11 protein-coding genes are annotated in these 12941 nt (G+C 70.8%); 10 read left to right on the top strand and 1 reads right to left on the bottom strand.

The window, feature by feature from the left end; translation table 11 throughout:
* Window positions 1-98: 98 nt before the first annotated feature.
* The 10 genes from ACFY12_RS14635 (at window position 99) to mltG (ending at window position 12121) form a co-directional block, all read left to right on the top strand.
* A complete protein-coding gene (locus ACFY12_RS14635) occupies window positions 99-743 on the top strand; it encodes an SCO family protein (RefSeq protein ID WP_390716133.1) in 645 nt (214 codons plus the stop codon).
* An 89-nt stretch (window positions 744-832) separates the two neighbouring features.
* Window positions 833-1294, top strand: coding sequence for a copper chaperone PCu(A)C (locus ACFY12_RS14630; protein WP_390716281.1), 462 nt, complete (start codon window positions 833-835; stop codon window positions 1292-1294).
* A gap of 113 nt (window positions 1295-1407) precedes the next feature.
* On the top strand, window positions 1408-3462 hold the full coding sequence (locus tag ACFY12_RS14625; RefSeq protein WP_390716132.1) for a copper resistance CopC/CopD family protein: 2055 nt from the start codon (window positions 1408-1410) through the stop codon (window positions 3460-3462).
* Window positions 3462-4823, top strand: a complete 1362-nt coding sequence (efeB, locus tag ACFY12_RS14620; protein ID WP_390716131.1) for an iron uptake transporter deferrochelatase/peroxidase subunit — start codon at window positions 3462-3464, stop codon at window positions 4821-4823. The genes ACFY12_RS14625 and efeB overlap by 1 nt, the downstream gene beginning before the upstream one ends.
* Window positions 4824-5080: 257 nt before the next feature.
* Window positions 5081-6007 (top strand): prephenate dehydratase, encoded by a 927-nt coding sequence (gene pheA / locus ACFY12_RS14615; RefSeq protein ID WP_390716130.1) that lies wholly within the window; start codon window positions 5081-5083, stop codon window positions 6005-6007.
* A gap of 730 nt (window positions 6008-6737) precedes the next feature.
* Entirely contained in the window at window positions 6738-8027 is a 1290-nt protein-coding gene (gene serS, locus ACFY12_RS14610) for a serine--tRNA ligase (protein ID WP_390716129.1), read from the top strand.
* Complete coding sequence (locus ACFY12_RS14605) at window positions 8024-8866, top strand: HAD family hydrolase (protein WP_390716128.1); 843 nt, start codon at window positions 8024-8026, stop codon at window positions 8864-8866. The genes serS and ACFY12_RS14605 overlap by 4 nt, the downstream gene beginning before the upstream one ends.
* Window positions 8867-9135: 269 nt before the next feature.
* The gene (locus ACFY12_RS14600) at window positions 9136-9468 is read left to right on the top strand and encodes an SAV_915 family protein (protein ID WP_390716127.1); all 333 of its coding nucleotides are present in this window, start codon (window positions 9136-9138) and stop codon (window positions 9466-9468) included.
* A gap of 16 nt (window positions 9469-9484) precedes the next feature.
* A complete protein-coding gene (gene lysA, locus ACFY12_RS14595) occupies window positions 9485-10873 on the top strand; it encodes a diaminopimelate decarboxylase (RefSeq protein ID WP_390716126.1) in 1389 nt (462 codons plus the stop codon).
* A gap of 438 nt (window positions 10874-11311) precedes the next feature.
* On the top strand, window positions 11312-12121 hold the full coding sequence (gene mltG, locus ACFY12_RS14590) for an endolytic transglycosylase MltG (protein WP_390716125.1): 810 nt from the start codon (window positions 11312-11314) through the stop codon (window positions 12119-12121).
* A gap of 36 nt (window positions 12122-12157) precedes the next feature.
* Here the strand turns inward: mltG and ACFY12_RS14585 are convergent, their stop codons facing one another.
* On the bottom strand, window positions 12158-12877 hold the full coding sequence (locus tag ACFY12_RS14585; RefSeq protein WP_390716280.1) for an ABC transporter permease subunit: 720 nt from the start codon (window positions 12875-12877) through the stop codon (window positions 12158-12160).
* Window positions 12878-12941 lie beyond the last annotated feature (64 nt).

The raw sequence follows: 12941 nt of genomic DNA, 5'->3' as shown, positions 1-12941 counted from the left end.
GAGGCCATAGGGCGTAAAAGGACCCCAGGGCCCCAAGACCCCAGGACCCCCAGGACCCCGTGAGCCGGGATTTTCGAAATGTATGGGATATATCTGCAATGCGTAGAAGGACCCTGATCGCGTCCGCCCTCACGGCGGCCGCCGCACTCAGCCTGACCGCCTGTGGCGGCGACGAGAACAAGCCCGCCGCCGTGGTCTCCGGAGGGACGACGGCCAAGCCGATCGTCACGCTCGACAAGCCGTTGGAGAAGCCGGACCTGGAGCTCACGGACACCAACGGCGAGAAGTACGACCTGCTGGAGAAGACCAAGGGCCATCCGACGCTGATCTACTTCGGCTACACCAACTGCCCGGACGTCTGCCCGATGACGATGGGCAACATCGCGGTCGCGGTGAAGCAGCTGCCCGAAGCCCAGCAGAAGGATCTCCGGGTCGTCTTCATCACCTCCGACCCGGAGCGTGACACTCCGGCCGCCCTGAAGAAGTGGCTGGCCGGTATCAACAAGGACTTCATCGGGCTGTCCGGAAAGTTCGACACCATCCAGACCGGTGCGCGCAGCGTGAACATCGGGATCGAGAAGCCGGTCAAGAAGAAGAACGGCGAAGTGGTCTCCACCCATGGCGCGCAGGTTCTGCTGAGCTCCCCCAAGGACGACAAGATCCACTGGATGGGGATGCAGGACGCCAACGCCGACAACTACACCGCGGCGCTTCCCAAGGTCGTCAAGGGGCAGAACCCGTGAACCACCGCACCACCAACCACCCCACCGTCACCGTGAACCACCAGACCCTCACCACCAGGAACCACCGCACCATGAACCACCGCAGCACCATGAACCGCCGTACGACCCTCGCCGCCGCCACCGCCCTCGCGGTCACCGCCGGACTCGCGCTCGCGGGCTGCGGCAACGGAGAGACCGCCGAGCAGCTCAAGGTCTCCGACGCGTACATGCCGCAGCCGGTCACCCAGAAGATGGCCGGCGCGTTCTTCACGATCAAGAACAGCGGCGGCGCCGACAAGCTCACCTCGGTCACCAGCGACCTGTCCAAGGACGTCTCCCTCCACACCACGTCCGGCAACAAGATGCAGCACACCGACTCGCTGGAGATACCGGCGAACGGCGAGCTCAAGCTCGCCCGCGGCGGCAACCACGTGATGTTCATGGGCCTGAAGAACAAGCCGGTCGAGGGCGACAAGGTCACCATCGAGCTGCACTTCGCCACCGCGAAGCCGATCACGGTCGAGGTCCCGGTCAAGGCCGTCAATTACAAGCCGGGGGACGAGAAGAAGTAGCGGACGAGAAGAAGTAGCGGAAGCGGACACAGCGGAAGCGGAAACAGAAGCGGGGGGCGCGACCGGCGGCAACGAAGCGGCCGGCGTCAACAGGAGTGAGAGGAGCGATCACCTTGGTCACCATCGGGCTACGGCCGCGACGGTCCGCCGTGCTGCGCCTTCTGGTCGTCGCGGTGGCCCTGGCCGGCGCGCTGTTCGGCACCGCCGCCCCGGCCTCGGCACATGCCGCCCTGACCGGCAGCACGCCGGCGCAGGGCTCGGTGGTGGACCGGGCGCCCGAGCAGGTGTCGCTCACCTTCTCCGAAGGCGTCGCGATGGGCGACGACTCCATCCGGGTCCTCGATCCGGAGGGCAAGCGGGTGGACCGCGGCAAGCTGCGCGATCTGTGCAGCGGCAGCACCGTCAAGTTCGGCACGGGGCTGATGCCGGGGCTGCGCGACGGTACGTACACCGTCGCCTGGCAGGCGGTCTCCGCCGACAGCCACCCGGTCTCGGGCGCCTTCACCTTCTCGGTCGGCGCACCCTCCAAGACCGCCGCCGCCGTACCCCAACAGGAGGCGGGCGGCGGCCTGGTGGGTGCGCTGTACGGCGTCGCCCGCTGGCTGGCCTACGCCGGATTCGTGCTGCTGGCCGGCGGCTCCGCCTTCGTGGTGGCCTGCCGTCCGGCCGCGGCGCGCGTACGGTCCGTACAGCGGCTGGTCGTCCACGGCTGGACGGTGCTGACCGCCACCACCGTCGTGATGCTGCTGCTGCGCGGCCCGTACACCGGATCCGGCGATCTCGCCGATGTCTTCGACCTCGGCGGGCTACGGGAGGTCCTGATCACCAGGCCGGGTGCCGCACTGGTCTCCCGGCTGCTGCTGCTCGCCGCCGCGGCACTGTTCGTGGCGGTGCTCTTCGGGGCGTACGCGCGCACGGGAGACGAGGCCGCCGAGGACGCCGACGACGCGGGGCAGGGCAGGCGGCGCCGGGATCTCACCCTGGGACTCGGCATCGGCGGGGTGATCGTCGCGACCGGCCTCGCCGCGACCTGGGCGATGGCCGAACACGCCTCGACCGGGCTGCAGCCGGCCGTCGCCATCCCGGTCGATGTGCTGCATCTGCTCGCGGTGGCCGGCTGGCTGGGCGGGCTGGCGGCGCTGGTGGTGTCTCTGTATTGGGGGCCGCCGGTGGAGCGGACCGCCGTACGCCGCTTCTCCCGGCTCGCCTTCGGCTCCGTGGTGGTGCTGGTCGCCACCGGCGTCTATCAGTCCTGGCGGCAGGTCGGCAGCTGGCGCGCGCTGACCGACACCGCGTACGGGCGGCTGCTGCTGCTCAAGGTGGCACTGGTGGTGGTCATGGTGGGGTTCGCCTGGCTGTCGCGGCGGTGGACGGCGCGGCTGGGGGAGGTACGAGCGACCGCGGTAGTAGAGGTACCGGCGACGGTGACGGTGGGGGCACGGGCAACCGCGGGGCAGGCGGACGCCGGGGCGGATACGGCGGACACCGGATCGGACACCGCAGACGCCGGAGCAGGTACGGCAGACACCGGATCGGACACCGCAGACGCCGGAGCGGGTACGGCAGACACCGAGGCAGGAGCGGCGGCGGACCCCGCCCGCGCCGCCCAACTCGCCCGCCAGCAGGCCGCGTTGCGTACCGCCCGCGTCAAACGGCTGCGCGACGCGGACCCGGAGCGGCTGGGGCTGCGCCGGTCGGTCCTCGCCGAGGCGTCGGTCGCCGTCGTCCTGCTGACGGTGACCACGGTGCTGACCTCCACCGAGCCGGCCCGTACGGAAGAGGCGGTCAGGGCCGCCTCGGGCGGGAATTCCGTGGCGGCCAATCAGCCGCAGGTCCTGACCGTCCCGTTCGACACCGGCGGCCCGGGCGGCAAGGGCACCGCCCGCCTCGACCTCGACCCCGGGCGCAGCGGAAACGCCAATGAGCTGCGGCTCCGGATCTCCGACCCGTCGGGCAAGGCCATGGACGTACCCGAGGTCAAGGTGTCCTTCACCCAGAAGGACAAGCAGCTCGGGCCGCTGCCGGTCGTCCCCCGGCATATGAGCCGGGGCCACTGGCGCGCGAGCGACGTCCGGCTTCCGGTGCCCGGGGAATGGCAGCTCTCGCTGCTGGTACGGACCTCCGACATCGACCAGGTGACCGAGATCAAGAACGTGAAGATCGGCTGATGAGCAAGCGAACCGAGTCCACAGGCACCGAGCCCACAGGCAAGCAGACCGAGCAAGCCTCCCCGGCTTCCGAAGCCTCCCCGGCGTCTCAGAAGTCTCAGACGTCCCAGGCCTCCCCGGCCCCCGAGGCCGCCATAGAGCTCTCCCGCCGTCGGCTGCTCGGCACCGTCGGCGCGGCCGGCGCGGCCGGGCTGGTGGTCGGCGGGGCGGGCGCCGCCATCGCGGGCTCCGCCGCCGACGACTCCCCCACGGCCCTGAGCACGATCGGCTCGACCGAGGTGGCCTTCCGCCCGGACCGCGCCAAGCACCAGGCCGGGATCACCACCCCCCTCCAGGCGAGCGGGCATCTCATCGCCTTCGACCTGGCGCCGGGCGCGGACCGCAAGGCCGCCGCCGCACTGCTGCGCCGCTGGTCGCGTACGGCCGAGGAGCTGATGGCCGGGCGCGCCCCGGACGCCGACACGGGCGTCGCCCTCGACGCCGGCCCGTCCTCGCTGACCGTCACCTTCGGCCTCGGCCACAGCTTCTTCGACCGTACGGGCCTGGCGAAGCGCCGCCCCGCAGCGCTCGACCCGCTGCCCGACTTCTCCGCCGACGCGTTGGACCCCCGGCGCAGCAACGGAGATCTGTGGATCCAGATCGGCGCCGACGACGCGCTGGTCGCCTTCCATGCGCTGCGGACGCTCCAGAAGGAGGCCGCGGGCACCGCCCGGCCGCGCTGGCAGATGAACGGTTTCAACCGCACGCCGGGCGCCACCGCGCACCCGATGACGGCTCGCAATCTGATGGGGCAGGTCGACGGGACCAACAACCCCAAGCCGTCCGACAAGGACTTCGACCAGCGGATCTTCGTGGGTCGGGACGCCGAGCAGGAGTGGATGCGCGGCGGGTCGTACGCCGTCGTCCGGCGGATCCGGATGCTGCTGGACGACTGGGAGAAGCGTTCCCGGCACGAGCAGGAGCGGGTCATCGGCCGCCGCAAGGACAACGGTGCCCCCCTGACCGGCGGCTCCGAGACCACCCCGATGCAGCTGGACGCGAGCGGCCCGGACGGGCTGCCGGTCATCCCGGCCAACGCACACGCCCGGATCGCGGCGCCGGAGGCCAACCAGGGCGCGGCCATGCTGCGCCGCCCGTTCTCCTACCACGACGGGTTCCGCGAGGACGGCGCCCCGGACGCCGGGCTGCTGTTCGTCTGCTGGCAGGCCGACCCGCTGCGTGCCTTCACCCAGATCCAGCGGAAGCTGGACCGCGGGGACGCGCTGTCGCCGTTCCTGCGCCACGAGGCGAGCGGACTGTTCGCGGTCCCGCCGGCCGCGGAAGCAGGCGGCTACGTGGGACAGCCCCTCCTGGAGGGATAGCGCCTGCAGGAGGCACAGCACCTCCAGGAGGGACAGCCGCTCCGACACGGTCAGCCGTTCCGACGGGGTCAGCCGCTCCAGCAGAGACAGCTGCTCCAGCAGAGACAGCTGCTCCAGCGGAGACACCGCTCCAGCAGCTGGAAGTCCGGCCACCGGAAGTCCCGCCCGGGCGTCCGAGCGGCTGGGTATCGTGGCAATCAGGAAGCAGGAAGAAGATCGGCGGGGTGCCCCCGCAGCAACGCGAGGGAGTGCTCACGATGACGGCCAGCCGCTATACGTATCTCGGCCCCGCCGGCACGTTCACCGAGGCCGCGCTCCGCAGCCTGCCCGAAGCGGCGACCCGTGAGCTGGTGCCGATGGTGTCGGTGCCGGCCGCGCTGGACGCGGTACGGGCCGGTGAGGCGGCGGCCGCCCTGGTGCCGATCGAGAACTCCGTCGAGGGCGGGGTGACCACCACCCTCGACGAACTCGCCGCCGGCGAACCGCTGATGATCTACCGCGAGGTGCTGCTGCCGATCGCCTTCGCGCTGCTGGTGCGCCCCGGTACGCCGCTCGACGACGTCAAAACGGTGACCGGACACCCGGTCGCACAGCCGCAGGTGCGCAAGTGGCTGGCGTCCCAACTCCCCGAGGCCGTATGGGAGTCGGCGGCCTCGAACGCCGATGGCGCGCGGCTGGTGCAGGAGGGCCGCTACGACGGCGCGTTCGCGGGGGAGTTCGCGGCGGCGACGTACGGGCTGACGCCGCTGGTCACCGACATCCATGACGCGGAGAACGCGACCACCCGGTTCGTCCTGGTGGGCCGCCCGGCCCGGCCCGCGGCACGGACCGGTGCGGACAAGACCTCGGTCGTGCTGTGGCTGGCCGAGGACCACCCCGGTGCACTGCTGGAGCTGCTGCAGGAGTACGCGGTACGCGGCGTCAGCATGATGCGGATCGAGTCGCGGCCGACCGGTGAGGGCATCGGCCGCTACTGCTTCTCGGTCGACTGCGAGGGGCATATCACCGACCGCCGGGTCAGCGAGGTCCTGATGGGCCTCAAGCGGGTCTGCCGCGAGGTGCGGTTCCTCGGCTCGTATCCGCGGGCGGACAAGACGACGCCGTCCGTGCGCCGGCAGGTGACCGACTCGGCGTTCACCGAGGCGTCGGACTGGCTGGCGCGCTGTCTGGACGGACGGGCCTGAGCCGCCGCGGCGGCACGGGGACGGCGGACGGCGACGGGACGCCAACGGGGTACGGGGACGGCGTGACCTGTGGCTTCAGGAAGGCTGTGGGTTGTCCACAAAGTTATCCACAGGCTCGGTTCTCGACCTGTGGGTAAGTCGACACGAGGGCCGGACAGAGTCGACAAATCTCCCTACTGACACCCCACCGCTCCGCGCCACTCCACACCCTCCACCCCAACCCCGCGTCAGCACAATTTACGCAATCAATCCTTTAGAGCGAGGTAATCCCACACGAAAGAGTGCGGGAACGGGGTTTAGGCGGAGAATCCTTAGTCGAGCATTTCGAGAGCGGAATGATCGCCTCCGACTTCCACAGATCCCACACACAGCCTGTGGATAAGAATCCGAGAACCCTCAGCGCCTGTGGACAACCAGGAGTTCGCCGGGGGCGACCAGGGCTCCCACCGCCGCCGCAACCGCCGCAACCACCCCCGCAACTACCCCCCACCCGGCCCCGCAAAAGCCCCATTCCCCGGATGCCACGAAACCCCCATCACGGACATCGCGAATTCCCCCGGACCTCCCCCTGAACCTCCTCCGCAGCCCCGCCCCCTCCCCTTCCTCCTCCCCTCGGCCATTAGCCACCCCCTCCCACTCGCAAAGGAATAAACTGCACAAACCGGACAAAAGGCCGCCCCAGCGAATATCACGTCGAGTGGCAGGGCACGGCCCCGGTAGCCTGGTGGATGTGATTGACCTTCGCCTGCTCCGTGAGGACCCCGACCGTGTGCGCGCGTCCCAGCGCGCCCGTGGAGAGGACGTCGACCTCGTCGACGCGCTCCTCTCCGCCGACGAGCGGCGCAGGTCGTCCAGCGTCCGCTTCGATGAGCTGCGTGCCGAACAGAAGGCACTCGGCAAGCTCATCCCCAAGGCCTCCGGCGACGAGAAGGCCGAGCTGCTGAAGAAGGCCGGTGAGCTGGCCGCCGCCGTCAAGGCCGCCGACGCCGCCCAGGACGAGGCCAAGGAAGAGACCCAGCAGCTGCTGCGGAAGCTCGGCAACCTCGTCCACCCCGACGTACCGGTCGGCGGCGAAGAGGACTTCCGCGTCCTGGAGACGCACGGCACGATCCGCGACTTCACCGCCGAGGGCTTCGCGCCCAAGGACCACCTGGAGATCGGCGAACTGCTCGGCGCGATCGATGTCGAGCGCGGCGCCAAGGTCTCCGGCTCGCGCTTCTACTACCTGACGGGCGTCGGCGCGCTGCTGGAGCTCGCCCTCGTCAACGCCGCCATCGCCCAGGCCACCGCGGCCGGCTTCACCCCGATGCTGACCCCCGCGCTGGTCCGCCCGCGCGCCATGGAGGGCACCGGCTTCCTCGGCCAGGCCGCCGAGAACGTCTACCACCTGGAGAAGGACGACTACTACCTGGTCGGCACCTCCGAGGTCCCGCTCGCCGCGTACCACATGGACGAGATCGTCGACGCGGCCAAGCTGCCGCTGCGCTACGCCGGCTTCTCCCCGTGCTTCCGCCGTGAGGCCGGTACGTACGGCAAGGACACCCGGGGCATCTTCCGGGTCCACCAGTTCGACAAGGTGGAGATGTTCTCCTACGTCGCTCCGGACGACGCCGAGAACGAGCACCAGCGCCTCCTGGACTGGGAGAAGCAGTGGCTGACCTCTCTTGAACTGCCGTTCCAGGTCATCGATGTCGCCACCGGCGACCTCGGCGCCTCGGCCTCCCGTAAGTTCGACTGCGAGGCCTGGATCCCCACCCAGGGCAAGTACCGCGAGCTGACCTCCGCCTCGAACTGCAACGAGTTCCAGGCGCGTCGGCTCTCGGTCCGGATGCGGGAGACCGTCGACGGCAAGCCGAAGGTCCAGCCGCTGGCGACGCTCAACGGCACGCTCTGCGCCATCCCCCGCACGATCGTGGCGCTCTTCGAGAACCACCAGCGGGCGGACGGCTCCGTACACGTCCCCGAGGTGCTCCGCCCCTACCTGGGCGGCCGCGAAGTCCTCGAACCCGTCGCCAAGTGAGCGGGTCAGCTCCGGCGGCGGCCGGCCGGCCCGCCGTCCCGCCGCTGCCGTACAAGCTCATCGCGACGGACCTCGACGGCACGCTGCTGCGCCCGGACGACACCGTCTCCGAGCGCACGCGCCGGGCGCTCGCCACGGCCACCGCGGCGGGCGCGGCGCACATCGTCGTCACCGGCCGTGCGGTGCCCTGGACCCGGCACATCCTCGACGCCCTGGACTACCAGGGCCTCGCGGTCTGCGGCCAGGGCGCCCAGGTCTACCACGCCGGTGAGCACCGCCTCCTGACCTCGGTCACCCTCGACCGCCAGCTGGCCGGCCTCGCCCTGTCCAAGATCGAGGCGGAGGTCGGACCGCTGTTCCTGGCGGCGAGCCGGGACGGCCTGGACGGCGAGGTACTGGTCGGCCCCGGCTACCGCGTCCAGGAAGGCCCGCTTCCGAACGTCATGATCGACGACCCCGGCGAGCTGTGGACGGCCCCGCTCAACAAGGTCTACCTCCAGCACCCGACGCTCGACGACGACGCGCTGGCGGCCGCCGCGCGCCAGGTCGCCGGTGATCTGGTGGGCGTGACGATGGCCGGCGAGGGCATCGTCGAACTGCTGCCGCTGGGCCTGACGAAGGCGACGGGGCTGTCGCTGGCCGCCCGCCGCCTGGGCCTCACCGCCAAGGAGACGGTGGCCTTCGGCGATATGCCCAATGACATACCGATGTTCGCCTGGGCCGCACACGGCGTGGCGATGGCCAATGCCCATGACGAGCTGAAGGCCGTCGCCGACGAGCTCACCGTGTCCAACGAGGAGGACGGCATCGCGGTCGTCCTGGAGCGCCTGTTCGGCTGACCTGACACGTCGCCGACGACTACCTACCGCCGTCAACCCGCTACCCACCGCTGCTCCTTCACATCCTGAGGACGGGGAAGTCAGCCAGACGCAGCGAATGCGTCAAGTAGGGGCCACAACCCGTCAATAACGCGTAAACGCCCCGCAGGCGCCCCCTCCTCCCGGGCATAGCGTCGGCGAGGCCGGCATCGCGTCGGCCAGAGCCGAGCCCCGGCGTATGCGTCATCCACCGGTCCGGGGCGGCTCGTGTGCTTTCGAGGAGCAACGCCGTGTTCCACCCTCTCTACGCGGAAGATCCCGAGCCTTCTGAACGCGTCCCGGCCGGGCCTCTCTTCGTCCCCGTCCGGTCGGGCCCCGCGGGCTGTACGGCCCGCCTGTTCCGCACTCCGCTCGGCGCCCGTACCGCCGTCGGCTTCACCTCGGTCCACCGGCTCGCCACGGCCCTCGGCAGCGGCCAGCGCTGGATCAGACTCTCCGAGTCCGCGCTGCGTGCGCTGGCCGAACCGGTCGGGGCACTGCTGACCGTCGATCCCCGGCTCGTCCTCGAGGCCGCGGATACGTCGCGTACGCCCTGTGTTCCCCCACGCCTCCAGGCCGTCTGAGGAAGAGGCGACGATCATGAGTCACCGCACTCTGCCCCGGACCACCCAGGCCACCACCCCGGCGACGGCCACCGCTCAGGCCGCCGCCGTGACGCCCGCGCCGCGTACCGCCACCGGGTCCGTCTGGCCGGCTTCCGCCGCGCCGCTCCCGCACGGCGAGGTGGCCGTGGGCGGTGTCCCGCTCACCGAGCTGGCCGACCGCTTCGGCACCCCGGCCTACGTCCTGGACGAGGACGAGGTACGCGACCGCTGCCGCGCCTACCTGCGGGCCTTCCCCGGCGCCGACGTCTACTACGCGGCCAAGGCGTTCCTGTGCCGCGCCATGCTCCACTGGGTACGGGACGAGGGCCTGGGCCTGGACGTCTGCTCCGCCGGTGAGCTGGAGCTGGCCGTCACGACCGGATTCCCGCCCGAGCGGATGGTGCTGCACGGCAATGCCAAGAGCCCGGACGATCTGCGGGCCGCACTCCGGCTCGGGGTCGGGCGGATCGTCATCGACTCCACCTCGGAGATAGCCCGGCTGGCCGCCGCGGTGCCGGCGGGCAGCCGGCAGAAGGTGCTGATCAGGGTCGTGCCGGGGATCGCCGCCGGCGGCCACGCCAAGATCCGTACCGGGACCGACGACCAGAAGTTCGGGCTGTCGATCGCCGATGGTTCCGCGCAGCACGCCGTCACCCGGGTGCTCAGCCAGCCGCGCCTCGAACTGGTCGGCCTGCACTGCCACTTGGGCTCGCAGATCACCACCGTCAAGCCGTACCTGTCGGCGATACGACGGCTGATCGGGCTGCTCGCCCGGATCCATGACCAGCACGGCATCGCCCTTCCCGAACTGGATCTCGGCGGCGGCCATGGCGTCGCCTACCGCCCCGGTGAGCCCGCGCTCGATATCGCCACCCTCGGCGTCAAGATCCGCGCGGAGCTGGCGGGCGGCTGTGCGGCGGCCGGTCTTCCGGTGCCACGACTCGCCGTCGAACCGGGCCGTGCCATCGCGGGTCCGGCCGGTGTGGTCCTCTACCGGGTACTGGCCGTCAAACGGACCGGTGCGCACACGTTCGTGGCGGTGGACGGCGGGATGAGCGACAACCCGCGGCCGGCGCTGTACGGCGTGCGCTACGCGCCCCGGCTGATCGGCCGCGCCTCACCCGCCGCGCCGGAGCCCGTCACCGTCGTCGGGCGGCACTGCGAGGCCGGTGATGTGCTCGCCGCCGACGTCCGGCTTCCCGGCGACATCCGGCCCGGCGACCTGCTGGCCGTGCCGGTCGCCGGTGCGTACCACCTCTCCATGGCCTCCGGGTACAACCTCGTCGGCCGCCCACCGGTGGTCGCGGTCACCGAAGGCCATGCCCGGGTGCTGGTGCGACGGGAGTCGCTGGCGGACATTCAGGAACGGGACATCGGCCTGTAGCCGGTCCGCTGCGCTTGGCTGGCTTCCCACGTTGTCGGCTGCGGCGCCGTACCTCCGTTTCGCCGTTGCGCCTGCGGCGGGCGTGGTTGGTCGGGTGCGGGTCCGCTCCTCCGGACTGGCGTCCTGCGGAGCGGCCCCTCCCGGGAGTGGGAGGAAAAACGGTGAGTGGGGGTGTACGCAAGTGATCCACTGCCCGCAGACGATCGCTTACGTACACCCCCACCGCTCTTTTCCCACCCACCCACGGGAGGGGGCGCACCGCAGAACGAAGTTCGGAGGGGCGCACCCGTGACGTACAGCCCCGCGCAGCGGCAAACAGCCCGCCGCCAGGCGACACGGCGGGAAAGCCAAAAACGTGGGAAGTCAGCCAAGCGCAGCGGACAGGCGCAGCGGACAGGCGCAGCGGACAGGCGCAGCGGACGGTGCAACGATACGGCCATGAGCGATGTTCCCCACACCGTTCGCCGGCCAGGCCCCCGGCTCTCTCCCATCGGCCGGCTCATCGTCGTTGCCGTCCTGGCCGTTCTGGTCGTCCTCGCGGTGCTGCTCCTGCCGCGGCTGCTGCACGGGCCGGAGCGGGCGAAGCTGACCGTCCCGGAAGGGCAGCGGGCCACACAGGTCTACGCCGCCGTCGACCGGGCCCTGCATCTGCCCGGCGGCTCCACCGCGAAGGCGGCCGGAGCCGCGCGCCTTCCGCTGCCGGCGGAGGCTCACGGCAATCCGGAGGGGTACCTCTTTCCGGCGACGTATCCGATCGATTCGGACGCCACCCCGGCCGCACTCCTCTCGTACATGGTCAAGACCGCCAACCAGCGGCTCGCAGACGACCGCATCACCGCCTACCGGACCGTGGTGATCGCCAGCATCGTGCAGGCCGAGGCGGACCACTCGGCCGATATGGGCAAGGTCGCGCGGGTCATCGAGAACCGGCTGGCCCGGCAGATGCCGCTGCAGATGGATTCGACCATCAACTACGCGCTGGGCCGCAGCACCCTCCACACCAGCCACGCCGACACCGAGCGCCAGAGCCCGTACAACACCTACCGGCACCAGGGCCTGCCGCCCACCCCGATCGACAACCCGGGGGCGGACGCACTGAAGGCAGCGGGGGCACCGCCCGCGGGGGACTGGCTGTACTTCGTCACCGTCAAGCCGGGCGACACCCGCTTCACCGCCGACTACCAGGAGCATCTGCGGAATGTGAAGGAGTTCAACGACCGGCAGAAGAGCAGCGGCGCGGGAGCGTAGGCGCGTAGCCCGTCCGCCCCCACGCCATGTGCTCCGTTACTCCTCGCCCGCCAGGGTGAGCGCCTTGAGCCGGCGGCCGGCGTACCAGGTCGCGCCTACCGTGAGGGCCGTCAGCAGGCATATGGCGAGCGGGAGTTGGACATCGGAACTGATCGCCCCGTCGCCGGCGGCCCGCTGGCCTATGGCGAGTGCCCACTGCTGGATGCTGAGGGTCCGCGCACCGGGGACGAGGTTTCCGACGAACGCCTCCCAGACCAGCGCGTAGACCAGGCCGAAGACCACTGCGTGCCGGCTGATCGTGCCGAAGAGGAGGAAGAGCGCGCTGTAGGCGACCGAGGCGATCGCCGCCGCCACCGCGTAACCCACCGCGATCTGCTGGCTGTTGCCGTTCAGGAGATAGCCGGCGAGCAGCACGGGGACGGCGGAGAAGGCGACCGTGACGCCTATCGAGACGAGGAGCTTGGTGAGGATGATCGTCGGCCGGGAAACCGGCTTGGACAGCAGATAGACCACCGAGCCGTCGTCGATCTCCGGCCCGATCGCGCCCGTACCGGCGATGACGCCGATCAGCGGCACCATCGTGCCCAGCGCGAAGCCGCCCAGGATGCCGCCGGCGGTGGCGTCGTCGGCGCCAGCCAGTGCCCGGACGGCCACCGCGAGGGCAACCAGGAGGGCCGGCAGGACGAAGAGGATCAGGGCCCGCCGCCGTCCGAGCAGGGCTCGGTAGGTCAGCCGGGCGACGGTCGGGTGGAACAGCGAGGCCTTGGGCGCGGCGGTGGACGCCGGCGAGGCCGTCGGAGTGGTCGTGGACATACGTCAG

It is taken from the genome of Streptomyces sp. NPDC001339, from assembly GCF_042895955.1.
GTDB lineage: Bacteria > Actinomycetota > Actinomycetes > Streptomycetales > Streptomycetaceae > Streptomyces.
Note: the sequence above shows the minus strand (reverse complement) of the source record. Positions and strands in the feature narration are given on the sequence as shown.